Here is a 13,697-nt window from a genome sequence, read left to right as displayed (position 1 = left end):
TCAGTCGGCGCCCAGCACCAGGGCGCCTTCCTCCGCCGCCTTGCCGGATCGGGCGCGGATGAGCCGCTCACTGATCGAACGCCCTATCCTCGGGCGCTCTTACCGTTACATCGTCGGACGCGGACAGCGAATCCGCACGTCGGGACATGTGCATCGGAGCACGCCGCGGCCTGGCCGCACCGCCGCCCGCCGCCCGCTGCCCGCCGCCCGCTGCCCGCCGCCCGCTGCCCGCTGCCCGCGATTGCCTACCGGCGCTCGATACGACCGGCGGGGCTCGATACGGTCTGGGTATGCCGCTGACGCACGAGGAGTTCGCCGGGCTCACCCACCTCGGATCCGGCAAGGTACGGGAAATATTCGCTGTCGGCGACGATGCGGTCCTGCTTGTCGCCAGCGACCGGATCTCCGCCTTCGACGTCGTGCTGCCGACTGACATCCCCGACAAGGGCGCCGTTCTCACCGGGCTGTCCCTATGGTGGTTCGACCAGCTCGCCGACATCGTGCCGTCCCATGTGATCAGCGCGAACGTGGACGAGTACCCCGATGAGCTGTCGCCCTATGCCGAACAGCTACGCGGCCGGTCGATGCTGTGCCGGCGGCTGTCCATGGTGCCGATCGAGTGCGTGGCCCGCGGATACCTGACCGGCAGCGGACTCAACGACTACCAGCGCACCGGCGCGGTCAGCGGCCACGCCCTGCCGGCCGCGCTCCTCGACGGCAGCAGGCTGCCGGCACCGATCTACACACCGTCGACGAAAGCCCCGGTCGGCGAGCACGACGAGAACATCAGCCGGGCGGACGCGGCCGCCCGCGTCGGCACCCAGCTCGCCGCCGAGGTGGAGAGACTCACGTTGGCAATCTTCGAACGCGCCACCGGCCTCGCTGCCGAGCGCGGCATCATTCTCGCCGATACCAAGTTCGAGTTCGGTCATGACACCGACAACGTGCTACGGCTGGCCGACGAGGTGCTGACCCCGGACTCGTCCAGATTCTGGCCGGTCGACAAGTGGCAGCCCGGCCGCCCCCAGCCGTCCTTCGACAAGCAGTTCGTCCGTGACTATCTGATCTCCAGTGGCTGGGACCGCTCCGCGCCCGGCCCCGAACTTCCCGACCAGATCGTCGAGGCCACCCGCGCCCGTTATGTGGAGGCGTACGAACGCCTGACAGGTATGTCCTTCGCCGACTACATCGCCGCGGCATAGGCTGACGCGCGGTGGTCCGGTGCCGGTGGGTTCGGCCGCGTGGTCACGCCGGATGCTCGTCTGTCCGTACCGGACCCGGTGCGCGGCCAGCGCCGGTTCTTTCACTGTCGCGGCCAGCCGCCCGTGTCCGTGCTCGTGTCCGTGCTCGTGTCCGTGTTTTCCGGGCTTCCGGTCAACTGCGGGCGGATGTCCGTCAGGCCGGGACAAGCCAAGGCCGGGCCACTGCCGTCGCCATTAGTTGATCTTCTTATAGAAGCTCTTTCTGTTCGCCCCGGCATGAAGATGGACATGAGTGCGATGTGCGGTGGGCAACAGTTGAGCGCGGGCGATTGCGGGCGCGTTACGCTGACCGCCGACGTCCGGTACCCCCACGAGGACTGGAACGACACTGATGGCCAAAGCTGGAACCACGACTTCGGCGCGCCCCCGACCCTCCGGCGGCGGAGAGCCCGCGCTGGCACACAGCCGAGCAGATCTTGAGGGACTGCTGCATTCATTACCTTTAGTGCCCAACCAAACGCGTGCGGTCGTAATGACGATGGGGGCATTGCACGCCGGGCACAGCGAACTGATCCGGGCCGCTCGCGCACGCGCCGATCAACTGATCGTAACGATCTTTGTCAACCCGCTCCAGTTCGGCCCGCGGGAGGATCTCTCGCGCTACCCCCGGACGCTCGACGCCGACCTGGAAATATGCGCCCGCGAGGGAGTGGACATAATCTTCGCGCCGGCGATCGTGCACGAGGCCCCACCGGCGGTCCGGGTCTGCGCCGGCCCACTCGGCGATCTGCTGGAAGGCGCGAGCCGTCCCGGTCATTTCGACGGTGTTCTCACAATCGTCGCGACACTGCTGCACCTCACCCGCCCGCAGCTGGCCTTCTTCGGCAAGAAGGACGCCCAGCAGCTCGTCCTTGTCCGCCGTATGGTGCGAGACCTCGCCTTCCCGACCGAAGTCGTCGGGGTGTCAACCGTCCGGGCACCGGATGGGCTGGCCCTGTCCAGCCGCAACGCCTACCTGACGACCCGTCAGCACCAGGCCGCACTCGCGCTGTCGCGGGCGCTGGCCGTGGGGGTGAGCGTCGCGGACGAAGGCGCTGACGTGGTGCTCGAGGCCGCCGGGAACGTCCTTGCGTCCGAACCCGGCATTGACGTTGACTACCTCACTCTCGCCAGTCCCGACGACCTGACACCGGTACGCACCGGCCAGGCGCTGCTGCTGGTGGCGGCTCGTGTCGGCACCACCCGACTGATCGACAACATTGAGCTCACGCTGCCCGAGGAGGCCGGCTGACCGTGTTCCGGACCATGCTCAAATCAAAGATCCATCGAGCCACGGTCACTCAGGCCGACCTGCACTATGTTGGCTCGGTAACGATTGATGCCGGCCTGCTGGAGGATGCGGATCTGCTCCCCGGCGAGCAGGTCACAATCGTTGACATCGACAACGGTGCCCGGCTGGAGACCTATGCGATCGCCGGCCCGCGGGGCAGCGGGGTCATCGGGATCAACGGCGCCGCGGCCAGGCTCGTCCATCCCGGCGATCTGGTGATCATATTGTCGTACGCGGTCATGACCGATACGGACGCCCGCCGGTTCGCTCCACGGGTGCTCTTCGTGGATGCCGCCAACCGGGTCGTCGCCCACGGGGACGACCCGGCGCAGGCAATCCCGGACGACCCGTCGAGCCTGCGCGGGGACATCGTCGGCCAGCACGCCGCCCAGAGCGCCGCGATCCAGCCGGCGGGACGGCTGGCGTCAGCCGGCCAGGCATCGGCCAACCACCGGATCCGTACGTGACGGTCCTGCCATGCCGGCTCGGCGCGCCCCGGCCGGGGTGGACCCGCGAAACCGACATCGTCGTGATCGGGTCCGGGATCGCCGGGCTGACCGCCGTGCTGCACGCCCGCACGGCCGTGCCCGGCGGTCGGGTGCTACTGGTCACCAAGGCGCGCCTCGACGAGGGCTCGACCAGGTGGGCACAGGGCGGGATTGCCGCAGCGCTCGCTCCGGAGGACTCCCCCGACGATCACCTGACTGACACCCTGGTCGCCGGAGTCGGGCTGTGTGACGTCGATGCCGTCCGGATCCTGGTCACCGAAGGCCCGGCCCGGGTTCGGGAGCTCGCCGACCTCGGTGCCGCGTTCGACCGCGACAGCTCCACCGGTGGGTTCGCGTTGACCCGGGAAGGCGGCCACCTGCGCAACCGAGTTGTGCACGCCGGCGGGGACGCCACCGGCCTGGAGGTCGAGCGGGCGCTGATCGCGGCGCTGCGCGCGGACCCGGGTGTCGAGGTGATCGAACACGCGCTCGTCCTCGACCTGCTGTTGGACGCGGACGGCAACGCCGCCGGAGTGACCCTGCACGTCCTCGGTGAGGGGACGGCAGACGGCGTGGGCGCCGTAACCGCCCGCGCGGTGATCCTCGCGACCGGCGGGATGGGACAGGTATTCGCTTCGACCACGAATCCGCCGGTCTCGACGGGGGACGGCGTGGCGCTGGCCCTGCGGGCCGGGGCAATCGTCACCGACCTGGAGTTCGTCCAGTTTCACCCGACCGCGCTGTGGCTGGCCGGACCCGGCGCCGCCGGTACGGCCCACAACCGAGGCGACCTCGTGCCCGGCCAGCAGCCCCTGGTCAGCGAGGCCATGCGGGGCGAGGGCGCCCGGCTGGTGGACGCCGCCGGCACCGCTGTCATGGCAGGTGTCCACCCGCTGATGGATCTCGCCCCACGCGACGTCGTGGCGAAACAGATGTCGCGCATCATGGCGGCCCAGGGCGTCGATCATCTCTACCTGGACGCCCGCGGGCTGGGCGGCTCCACGCTGCTGCGCCGCTTCCCGACGATCACCGCCCGCTGCCGGGCCGCCGGGGTGGACCCGGTCAGCACCCCGATTCCGGTCGCTCCGGCCGCGCACTATGCCAGCGGTGGTGTCCGGACGGACAGTTGGGGCCGCACCAGCGTCCCCGGTCTCTATGCCTGCGGCGAGGTCGCGTGCACAGGCGTGCACGGCGCGAACCGGCTGGCCTCCAACAGCCTGCTGGAAGGGCTGGTTTTCGCCGCCCGGATCGCCACCGACCTCGCCCGGGGGCTGCCGGCACCGGCGCGGCCCGAGGACCCGGTGGTGGGACGCGGCTCGGCCGGGCTTACCGGCCCCGCAACCCGCGCCAGCCTGGCCCGGGCGATGGCCGACGGCGCGGGGGTGCTGCGCAGCGCGGACAGCCTGCGCAGGAGCGCCAGAACGCTCACCGCCCTCGGGATGCCACGGGCTGGCGGGAACACGGTCACAGCCGGGCCGGACGCCTGGGAGACGACGAATCTGCGGACGGTCGCCACCGTGCTGGTCGCTGCCGCGGCGATGCGTCACGAGACGCGAGGCTCCCACTGGCGGGAGGATTTCCCCGACACCGATGATGGTGCGTGGCGTGGCCACATCCTCACCCGTCTGGATGCGGAGGGTGAGCTATCAGTGACATACGAGGCGTTGGATATTTCGGATATGTCAAACGCCGCGGGTGGCCCGCGCGTCCCGGACGCGAGCGCCGCCACGGGGCGGGCGTCGGACGCCGCCTGATGCCGCCATCACCGCCGCTGCCACCCCCAGCGTCGCTGCCCACGCCGGCCGGCGGCGAGCCGTCGCCGAGCGTGTCACCACTGTCAGCGGCAACCCGGGGCAGGCTGCTAGCCGCCGGTCTCGACCCGGAAGCGGTCATCGGGCTCGTCCGCCGGGCCCTTGTTGAAGATCTTGCCGACGGCCCGGCGGGACCGGTGGACGCGACGTCGGTCGCGACCGTGACGCCGGGGCTGCACGGCCGGGCCGCGATCGTCTCACGTGCGCCCGGGATCGTCGCCGGCCTCTCAGTGGCGGCCGCGGTGTTCGAGCTGGTTCTGGCCGAAGAGTACGGGCTACGGTATGACACGGCTGATGCCGAGCAGGCGCCGCAGCCTGTCGCCGAGCCTGTCGCCGAGCCTGTCGGGGAGCTGAACACAAAGATCATTTTTTCGGACGGCGACCGGGTGAACCCCGGTGACACCGTCCTGACCGTGGCCGGCCCGGTACTCGCGCTGCTCACCGCGGAGCGCAGCGCGCTGAACCTGATATGTCACCTGTCCGGGATCGCGACCGCGACCCGCCGCTGGGTAGACGCGGTCAACGGCACCGGCGCATTGATCCGCGACACCCGCAAGACCCTGCCAGGGCTACGTGCTCTGGAGAAGTACGCGGTACGTTGCGGCGGCGGGGTCAACCACCGGATGTCGCTGGCGGACGCCGCGCTCGTGAAGGACAACCATCTGATCGCCGCGGGCGGAGTGCTGGCGGCCTTCACCGCCGTGCGCACCCGTTTCCCCGGTCTGCCGATCGAGGTGGAATGCGACACACCGGCCCAGGTAATCGAGGCTGTGGCAGCTGGTGCGGATCTGATTCTCTGCGACAACATGGCCCCGGACGAGTTACGTGAATCGGTCGCGATCGCGCACCCAGCCGGGGTGCGGGTGGAGGCCAGCGGAGGGCTGACGCTACGGGTCGCGCGGGCGGTCGCCGAGACCGGTGTCGACTTCCTGGCGGTGGGCGCGCTGACCCACTCCGCACCCGCGCTGGATCTCGGTCTCGATCTGAGTCTTGAACCGAGCCCGGATTCTGGTGGCCAGCCCGGTCGCGCCACGGAGACGGAGACGGAGACGGAGACGGAGACGGAGACGGACTGATGCTGCTCGCGATCGACATCGGCAACACCAACACCGTTCTAGGCGTCTTCGACAACGACGAGCTCATCGATTCCTGGCGGATACGTACCGACCCGCACGCCACGGCGGACGAACTGTCACTGCTGTTCCGCGGGCTGCTGCGGGGCTACAACGTCAACGGGGTATCGGTCTGCTCCACGGTGCCGGCGGCGTTACGAGAGATCCGCCGCATGCTGGTACGGACGTTTGACGGGATCCCCGCGGTCGTGGTAGAGCCCGGCACCCGCACCGGAGTGCCGATCCTCATCGACAACCCCAAGGAAGCCGGCGCCGACCGCATCATGAACACCCTCGCCGCACACCACCTGTACGGGGGGCCGGCGATCGTTGTCGACTTCGGGACGTCCACGAATCTGGATGTCGTCTCCAGCCGGGGTGAGTTCCTCGGTGGCGCCCTCGCTCCCGGCATCGAGATCGCCCTTGACGCGCTTGCGTCGCGGGCCGCGCAGCTACGGAAGGTCGAGCTCACACCGCCGCGGTCAGTGATCGGGAAAAGTACGGTGGAGGCGCTGCAGTCAGGAATGATCTATGGTGTGGTCGGGCAGGTGGACGGCCTGGTACGGCGCATCATCAACGAGCTGGACACAGCGCCCGTGGTTATCGCGACCGGCGGGCTCGCCTCGTTGATCATTGCTGAAAGCGAGACGCTGGCGTATCACGAACCGCATCTCACCCTTATCGGGCTGCGCCTGGTCTTCGCCAAGAACACGTAGACGGGTTTTCGACCCTCAGGCCAGGACCCCGCCAGACCGCCAGCGCCTGCGGACCTCACCCGCTGGTACGGGCCTCCCACGTCTGCCGGGTGATGGCGTAGACGTTGTTGTCCCGCCATGGGCCGATGGCGGACGCCTCACCTTGGAAGGTCATCCCGAGCTTCCGGGCGATCGCGTTCATCCCGGCGTTGTCCCGGTTCGTGAAGGTGACGATCTCGCCCACGGCAAGGGTGGCGAACCCCCAGGCGATCGCGGCACGGCATGCTTCCATACCGAGTCCTTCCCCCCAGCGGTCCCGGCGGATCGACACGGCGACCTCGACCCCGGGCCATCCTGGACCGAAGTAGAGCCCGGCCCGACCGAGGAATTCGCCGGTGCCCTTATCCTCGATGGCCCACATGCCATGGCCGAGCAGCACCCACATACCGATCAGATGGCTGATCAGCCGCTCTGTAGCGTCCCGGTCGAAGGTGCCGTTGAGGTGGCGCATAGTCTCCTCGTCGGCGTTCATCGCCGCGTACGGGTCGATATCACCCGCCCGCCAGCAGCGCAGGATCAGCCGGTCGGTGACCACGGTGGGTACGACGATGACGGTCGGCTTGCCGAGCGGGCCGCTCACGCCGTCAGCTCCGCCCGTGGTGCGGCAGCGAGCCGGTCACGGAAGTCTCTGACCGCAGGTAGCGCGCGATGGTCGGCCAGCATGGTCAGCATCTCCCCGGCGCGGTGGGTCACGGTGTGGGTGGGATGGCCATCGACGACGTCCAGGACCTGGATACCGACCCGGGCAGCCTCTTCCGGCTCTGGGCGTTCCCGGGAGATCAACGCTGCGGACAGGGTGAGCAGAGCATGTCCCCACTCCTCCCGGTTCGCTCGCGGCCCGGCGGCTTCATGCGCGGCTACGGACTGCCGCGCCCATGGCTCCGCCTCCTGGCCGTGCCCGATCGACGCGAGAGTGCCGGCCGTGAACATGCCCGCAGCTGCCTCCCCGAGCGGGAGGTCCCCCAGCCGCTGCGGTCGATCAGCCAGGGAGCGGTGCATCAGCGCCAGTTCGGCCCGGGCCGCCGCCGCGTTGCCGAGGCGTCCGTGGGCGCGTGCCCGGTACGCTGCGTTCCGGGCACGAAGGTACGGCGGATCAGACGGGCACCCGTCGAAGACAGCCACGGCCGCCTCATACCGCTTCCGGTAGTAGGCGATCGACGAGTGCATCCCGGCAACCGACGCGAGCAACACCGTGTCCTGCGTCTGCTCGGCGTACTGTCCGGCGAGCACGGCGAGATGCCGAGCCATGGCGAAGTCACCGAAGTTGAACGCTAGCCGGGAAGCGAAGTAGGACAGCCTTCCGGCCGCCAGGCTCAACTGGCGATGTACGGCCAGGCTGCTCCGGCCCTTCAGCGCGGCGTCAACCTGAAGCCAGCGCCGTTCAACCTGGGGAAGAAGCACGGCGTGCGGGGTGACGGCGTAGACCGCGGCGATGCGGTCGATGTCGTCATCAATGTCCACGAGCGTCAGCGGATCAGGGTCGCCGCGCGCGATCTCCCGGGAGGTGTCCGCAGCAAGCGCGGACAGCATGGTGAACGCGCCTGCCCCCAACATCTGCCGCCGGTCCGTGGAACTCACCTCCTGCGGTTCGCCGATGCCGTGTCGCGCCCGGTAGATCCGCGCACGGAGCTGCACCAACTCTCCACCGGCACCCACCGCGGTGTCGATAGCCTCCACAACCACATCGGACGGCAGAAACCGGCCAGCTTCGGCCCGACTGATCCCAGCCCGGTCCAGGTTGGTACGCCGAGCGAGCTCGGCCAGACTGTGCATGCCCGCGGCAAGGCGTAACACGCGAATACGCCCCGCAAGATGCGCGACCGCAGCCTGATCGTCCACCCGTGCCCCTCCTGCCCAGCATGACGACACGTGCGTGAGGCATGCGTGAGGCGTGCGTCAACGGCGTCTCACGCGATCACAACTAGCCACCTGTCACGCACCGTCATGAAATGTACCGTGTCAGCACGATAACCAGCTGACCACCTAGCCGATACGCACATGGGGGATCATGAGCGACGGCAGACCGCCAACGTCTGCGGGCCTCACCCGTCGGTACGGGCCTCCCACGTCTGCCGGGTGATGGCGTAAACGACGCTCGGCCGACCGTGAAGGGACCAGTCGCCATCCAGGATCAATCCGATCTTTTCCATTACTCGGCGGCTCTGGATGTTGTCCGGGTGGCAGATCGAGATGACCCGCTCGACACCGACGTGGACGAACGCGAACTCGAGCGCCGCCATGCCAGCTTCGGGTGCCAGGCCCTGCCCCCACCGGTCACGCCGCACCGTCCAGGCCACCTCGACACCCGGCCAGCCCATCTCTTCATACAGCCCGGCGCGGCCGACGAACTCTCCGGACAGCCGATCTCGGATGATCCACATCCCGAAGCCGCGCAACGCCCAGTGGCCAAGCTGGAAAGCGGCATGGCGCCACACCGCCTCTTCGTCCATCGGCCCGCCGCCGGTATAGCGGCTCATATCCGGATCCTGAGTCATCCGCGAGTACGGGCCGATGTCCTCGGCCCGCCAGTCCCGTAGGACCAGCCGTTCGGTGAGCACCGTGGGGATCTGCCGGGTAGCAGACGGCGGTCCGAGGGTGAGGGTCACGGGGCGCTCCCGGCGGTCAGTACGAGATGGGAACGGGCGGACAGAGCGTCCTCTAAATCACGGACCGGAGCGAGCTCCCGATAGGGGTGTAACTGGGTCATGGTACGGCGCAGGTTCGCGGCCACGGTCGATGTCAAGCAGCCGTCCAGTAGCGCCACCACGGCCAAGGTGCGGACCGCCGCCTCTTCTGGTTCAGGACTCTCCCGCGTCAGCAGCGCCGCGGCTAGCGCAAGCAGTGCATGTCCCCGTTCCTCGAAGCCACCGTGGCCGGAGTCGTACAGCGCCACCGCGGCGCGGGCCATCGGTTCGGCTTCGTCGCCCGCACCCATGCGGGCGAGTACTCCGCCGGCGAACATGCCGGCCGCCGCTGGCCCGAACGAGGACATCCCGGGGCGCGCCGGTAAATCGACTACCGTCTGACGCATCCGGTACAGCGCATCCCGCGCGGACCGGGCATCGTCGGTCGCGGCCCGCGCGCGGGCTTCGTAGGCGGCAAGTCGTGCCGCGGTGTACGGGTGGGGGAATCGCTGGGCAGCCTCCGCCGCGACCCGGACGGCATCCTCGTACCGGCCGCCGTAGAACGCCATCGTGGACGCCATCCCGGCGACGGACGCGGCCAGCACTGGTTCCTCGGCATCCTCGGCATGGTTCTCGGCGAGGGTGAGGAACCGCCGTGACGTGATCGTATCCCCCATGTTGAACGCCAGCCGGCACAGCATGTAGGCGCAGAAGCCCGCGGCCACGGTGAGGCGCCGGTGCGCCCGCAAGCGGGTTGCATCCCGAAGCCTGCCCTCCGCCTGCCGCCAGGTGTCGAACACCTTCGGGGCGAGCGCGTCATGCGCCGTGGTGGTGAACACGGCCGCGTGCTGGTCGACCTTGTCCTCGATTTCGGCGACCGTCAGCGGGTCCGGGCCGGTGGCTGACCACTGCCGGTAGGCATCCGCCGCGAGGATGCCGGCCGCCGTCAGCTCGAAGACCTCCCGCCTGTCCGTGGAACTCACCTCCCCGCCGTCAGGTTCGCCGATTCCGTGCCGCGCCCGGTGGATCCGCGCGCGGAGCTGCACCAGCTCTCCACCGGCACCCACCGCGGTGTCGATGGCCTCCACGACCACATCGGACGGCAGAAACCGGCCAGCTTCGGCCCGACTGATCCCAGCCCGGTCCAGGTTGGTACGCCGAGCGAGCTCGGCCAGACTCTGCATGCCCGCGGCAAGGCGTAACACGCGAATACGCCCCGCAAGATGCGCAACCGCAGCCTGATCGTCCACCCGTACCCTCTCCTGCCCAGCGTAACGACACGTGCGTGAGGCGTGCGTGACGGATGCGTCAACAGCGTCTCACGCGATCACAGCTAGCCACCTGTCGCGCAGCGTCATGAAATGTGTCGCGTCAGCACGATAACCAGCCGACCACCCAGCCGATACGCACATGGGAGATGTCGTGGTACCACCAAAGACCTACACCCGCCGGCCGGTCGCGTCCGCCCGGCTCCACCGGCAGTCCGATGAGCCCCGGTTCCCGCGGCTCGACCAGTCCGTCCCCTGTGTGATCGTCGAGCTTGGCCCGGACGGGCGCCCGGACAGTGCGTTACTGATCTTTCCGACGGCACGTGCGGCCGAGGCACACGCCCAGGCGTACCGGCTCGCCGACTACCGAGTAGTTCCGGCCGTGTTCGCGCGCCTTCGTCCGCCCCGGCTGGAGGCATGAAGAGCAGGCACGCGGACCATTCAGCGGAAGACGAATCGGGACAGTGCGGGTGAACGGGCAGGAGGATACGCGCGGTGCGCGCGTTCTCATAAGTAAGATCACCAAAAGTGTTGACCTGCGCGTAAGCGTCGGGGTCGATACGGACGAGCTGATCAGGGTGCTGGAGACCTACGTGCCGGGTGGCGCACGGCTGCGGCTGGCCATGCGGGACGGGCAGGAGCTCGTTTTCAGATTTGAGCGGATTTGAGCGCTACATCCGATCATTCACGTTGATCGACTACAGGCCTTGACCCGCTTGAGCAGCCAGGTTCGTCGGGTGCAGCCTCGGCGGCACGACGCGCCGCCCGTAGAGGTGGCTTCCATGCCAAGGCCAACCCACCGTGGTCAGGCCACGGTCCAGGACGCTCACAGCGCCGAACAGGCAGACGCCGGTGCCAGGGGCCAGCCGGGCAGGTTCCGCACGACCATCCAGACAAGCGCGCCAGCGGCCAGCCCGTGCGCAAGCGCTCTGGGAACAGGTGCCTGCTCACCCAGCCAGGCCGCCCGTGCCCGCCGCCAGCCCAGGTGGACCAGAACAGGGCTACAGAGCAGCACGAAGAGATTGTCGTGAACCGCGGCCCGCAACCGACCGTGCAACAGATCGTGAACCAGCCGAAGCCCGCCGCACGCCGGGCAGTCAAGCCCGGTGACAAACTTCGCCGGGCACACCGGCATGACCGCGGCCGCATCGTGCGGGTCGACGACGGCAAGGTAACCCACGCCCAGCGCGCCCGCGGCCGCGCCAAGCAGCAGGCGGGTACGGCTCGTTCCCACGACCGAGCGGCCCTGATCAATCACGAAGTGGCCGGCCCTGTACATCGCGAACATTGCCGGTGAGCATCAGGACCCCGTCGATCAACGCCCAGACCCCGAAACCACCGCAGGTGAACAACTGGGCGAGTGCGATGGCGGTGTCGCCCAGGTACCAGCGTCCGGCCCCGAACACACCCAGGAAAATCTGCAGCAGGCCGGCGACGAGCTTCTGTTTATCCGAGTACGGTTCGCCGGTGACCGGATCACGTCCGAATGGGGCTGATACATCGTATTGTCTCTGGGCATAACCTGGCGGGGCGGGATATGCCGGGCTGGCCGGGTAGTACCCCGGGCTCGGCGGATAGCCAGGACCCGCCTGATAGCCGGGTACGCCCTGCTGCCCTGCGCCGGCCTGATAGCCAGCGCTCTGTTGCTGCCCCGGGCTCTGGTACCCGGGATTTGGCTGGCCGGGGCTCTGGTACCCGGGATTTGGCTGGCCGGGGCTCTGGTACCCGGGATTTGGCTGCCCCGGGCTCTGGTACCCGGGATTTGGCTGCCCCGGGCTCTGGTACCCGGGATTTGGCTGCCCCGGGCTCTGGTACCCGGGATTTGGCTGGCCGGGACTTGGCGGATACGCGGGAACGGCCTGATATGCGGCGTTCGACGGGCGCACCGCGGGCGCGGCCGGCGGCGGCTGCACAACCCATGGCGACGAAGGCTGGACGGCGGGCTGCGGACCCGGCGGGCGGGGGATAGGCGCCGGTATCTGCCGACTGGGCTGAACCAGAAGGTCAGCGGCATCACGGACGTCGTCGGCGAGGCGTAGTCCGATTCCGGCACGGGCGGTCCAGCGAGGGCCGTAACCGCGGGCCGCGGCAGCAGCAAGATCAAGAGCGAAGGCGTGTGCGGAGGGCTGGCGAGCGGCCGGATCCTTGGCCAGCGCCCGCAGAACAGCCTCGGCCACCGGAGCGGGCACACCCACTAACGGTGGTGGCGGAGAGTAAAGGTGATGATAACCCAGGGCATGCGACGACAGAGCCGGATCGAACAGCGGTGTCCCGACGAGCAGCTCGTACAGGAGCACCCCGAGGGCATACAGGTCGGTGGGCGGCCCCAGCCGACCGCCGACGAGCTGTTCGGGCGCCATGTACTTCGGGGTCCCGATGAGCATGCTCGCGGTGGCCGCCGACCCGTCGAAAATCTTCGCGATCCCGAAGTCGGTGACCTTGAGCAGGCCTCCGGTGTCGAACAAAATGTTGTCGGGCTTGATGTCGCGGTGCAGTACCCCCTGGGCATGCGCGCAGGTCAGCGCCGCGGCCACCGCCAGACCGACCGCGCAGGCACCCTCCGGTGGGATGCCCGCCCGCCGACGGGTCAGCGTCCCCCCACCCAGCAGCTCCATGACGATCAGATGCAGCTCGTCGGCCTCGACGTAATCGTAGACCCGCACGACATGCGGATGATCCATCGCGGCGAGGATCCGTGCCTCGGCTTTGAAACCGCCTGGCGCGTTCTCCTGCGCCGGGGACAGCACCTTGATCGCAACATTGCGATCAAGGTCGCGGTGCCGGCCCGCTAACACCAGCCCGAAGGCGCCCGCGCCCAGCTTGGCGCCCAACTCGTAGCTGGGGAGCGCCTCGGCCACCTGCGCCTCGTTGATGATCACGAGGTGGACGCCGCCACATGCCGACACCCGCTGAACAGCATCACAAAATCACCCATACATCCCTCAACGCGATGGGGTAATCCTAACCCCGCCCGATCCCGCAGACGGAACCGGAACGCCAGCGCGCCGGACAGGGCGGTCCGCGCCGGACAGGGTGCTCATGGACGCACCGGCGCCCGCGGGTCAGCAGCCCGGCGGGGCTGCCACCTCGACCGGACAACCCGACTT

At 68.8% G+C, this 13,697-nt stretch carries 14 protein-coding genes; 8 read left to right on the top strand and 6 right to left on the bottom strand.

The window, feature by feature from the left end:
• Positions 1-290 precede the first annotated feature (290 nt).
• The 6 genes from MJ777_RS03360 to MJ777_RS03335 all read left to right on the top strand — a co-directional run bounded on the left by MJ777_RS03360 (position 291) and on the right by MJ777_RS03335 (position 6,659).
• Positions 291-1,202: a phosphoribosylaminoimidazolesuccinocarboxamide synthase gene (locus MJ777_RS03360; RefSeq protein ID WP_239348224.1), complete on the top strand. Its 912-nt coding sequence runs from the start codon at positions 291-293 to the stop codon at positions 1,200-1,202.
• 391 nt (positions 1,203-1,593) lie between these two features.
• Complete coding sequence (gene panC / locus MJ777_RS03355) at positions 1,594-2,493, top strand: pantoate--beta-alanine ligase (RefSeq protein WP_239373079.1); 900 nt, start codon at positions 1,594-1,596, stop codon at positions 2,491-2,493.
• A gap of 2 nt (positions 2,494-2,495) precedes the next feature.
• A complete protein-coding gene (gene panD / locus MJ777_RS03350; RefSeq protein WP_239310194.1) occupies positions 2,496-2,999 on the top strand; it encodes an aspartate 1-decarboxylase in 504 nt (167 codons plus the stop codon).
• Complete coding sequence (locus tag MJ777_RS03345; protein WP_239373077.1) at positions 2,996-4,774, top strand: L-aspartate oxidase; 1,779 nt, start codon at positions 2,996-2,998, stop codon at positions 4,772-4,774. Before panD ends, MJ777_RS03345 begins: the two co-directional genes overlap by 4 nt.
• Complete coding sequence (gene nadC / locus MJ777_RS03340) at positions 4,774-5,907, top strand: carboxylating nicotinate-nucleotide diphosphorylase (protein ID WP_239373075.1); 1,134 nt, start codon at positions 4,774-4,776, stop codon at positions 5,905-5,907. The genes MJ777_RS03345 and nadC overlap by 1 nt, the downstream gene beginning before the upstream one ends.
• A complete protein-coding gene (locus MJ777_RS03335; protein ID WP_239310191.1) occupies positions 5,907-6,659 on the top strand; it encodes a type III pantothenate kinase in 753 nt (250 codons plus the stop codon). Before nadC ends, MJ777_RS03335 begins: the two co-directional genes overlap by 1 nt.
• Before the next feature lie 55 nt (positions 6,660-6,714).
• Here the strand turns inward: MJ777_RS03335 and MJ777_RS03330 are convergent, their stop codons facing one another.
• From MJ777_RS03330 to MJ777_RS03315, 4 genes are all read right to left on the bottom strand, one after another.
• Positions 6,715-7,278, bottom strand: coding sequence for a GNAT family N-acetyltransferase (locus MJ777_RS03330; protein ID WP_239348227.1), 564 nt, complete (start codon positions 7,276-7,278; stop codon positions 6,715-6,717).
• The gene (locus tag MJ777_RS03325; RefSeq protein ID WP_239373073.1) at positions 7,275-8,537 is read right to left on the bottom strand and encodes a helix-turn-helix transcriptional regulator; all 1,263 of its coding nucleotides are present in this window, start codon (positions 8,535-8,537) and stop codon (positions 7,275-7,277) included. Before MJ777_RS03325 ends, MJ777_RS03330 begins: the two co-directional genes overlap by 4 nt.
• 203 nt (positions 8,538-8,740) lie before the next feature.
• Positions 8,741-9,304, bottom strand: coding sequence for a GNAT family N-acetyltransferase (locus MJ777_RS03320; protein ID WP_239373071.1), 564 nt, complete (start codon positions 9,302-9,304; stop codon positions 8,741-8,743).
• Positions 9,301-10,572 (bottom strand): helix-turn-helix transcriptional regulator, encoded by a 1,272-nt coding sequence (locus MJ777_RS03315; RefSeq protein WP_239373069.1) that lies wholly within the window; start codon positions 10,570-10,572, stop codon positions 9,301-9,303. Before MJ777_RS03315 ends, MJ777_RS03320 begins: the two co-directional genes overlap by 4 nt.
• Positions 10,573-10,732: 160 nt before the next feature.
• On the opposite strand from MJ777_RS03315, the gene MJ777_RS03310 reads away from it, so the two are divergent.
• Both MJ777_RS03310 and MJ777_RS03305 read left to right on the top strand, forming a co-directional pair.
• Complete coding sequence (locus tag MJ777_RS03310; RefSeq protein WP_239348231.1) at positions 10,733-11,011, top strand: hypothetical protein; 279 nt, start codon at positions 10,733-10,735, stop codon at positions 11,009-11,011.
• Positions 11,012-11,060: 49 nt separating this feature from the next.
• A complete protein-coding gene (locus MJ777_RS03305; RefSeq protein ID WP_239310185.1) occupies positions 11,061-11,258 on the top strand; it encodes a hypothetical protein in 198 nt (65 codons plus the stop codon).
• Positions 11,259-11,416: 158 nt separating this feature from the next.
• Here MJ777_RS03305 and MJ777_RS03300 read toward each other — a convergent pair whose 3' ends face one another.
• Together MJ777_RS03300 and MJ777_RS03295 are read right to left on the bottom strand one after the other, a co-directional pair.
• The gene (locus tag MJ777_RS03300) at positions 11,417-11,869 is read right to left on the bottom strand and encodes a DUF2752 domain-containing protein (RefSeq protein ID WP_239310184.1); all 453 of its coding nucleotides are present in this window, start codon (positions 11,867-11,869) and stop codon (positions 11,417-11,419) included.
• On the bottom strand, positions 11,841-13,496 hold the full coding sequence (locus MJ777_RS03295) for a protein kinase (RefSeq protein ID WP_239373067.1): 1,656 nt from the start codon (positions 13,494-13,496) through the stop codon (positions 11,841-11,843). Before MJ777_RS03295 ends, MJ777_RS03300 begins: the two co-directional genes overlap by 29 nt.
• Positions 13,497-13,697 lie beyond the last annotated feature (201 nt).

The organism is Protofrankia sp. Cj5 (assembly GCF_917627405.1).
GTDB lineage: Bacteria > Actinomycetota > Actinomycetes > Frankiales > Frankiaceae > Protofrankia.
This window is presented reverse-complemented; position numbering and strand designations above follow the sequence as displayed.

What these genes read in the sequence shown, in the direction of transcription:
- MJ777_RS03360 (WP_239348224.1), top strand. Translation starts at nt 291, where the DNA reads ATGCCGCTGACGCACGAGGAGTTCGCCGGGCTCACCCACCTCGGATCC.
- panC (WP_239373079.1), top strand. Translation starts at nt 1,594, where the DNA reads ATGGCCAAAGCTGGAACCACGACTTCGGCGCGCCCCCGACCCTCCGGC.
- nadC (WP_239373075.1), top strand. Translation starts at nt 4,774, where the DNA reads ATGCCGCCATCACCGCCGCTGCCACCCCCAGCGTCGCTGCCCACGCCG.
- MJ777_RS03335 (WP_239310191.1), top strand. Translation starts at nt 5,907, where the DNA reads ATGCTGCTCGCGATCGACATCGGCAACACCAACACCGTTCTAGGCGTC.
- MJ777_RS03310 (WP_239348231.1), top strand. Translation starts at nt 10,733, where the DNA reads ATGGGAGATGTCGTGGTACCACCAAAGACCTACACCCGCCGGCCGGTC.
- MJ777_RS03300 (WP_239310184.1), bottom strand. Translation starts at nt 11,869, where the DNA reads ATGTACAGGGCCGGCCACTTCGTGATTGATCAGGGCCGCTCGGTCGTG.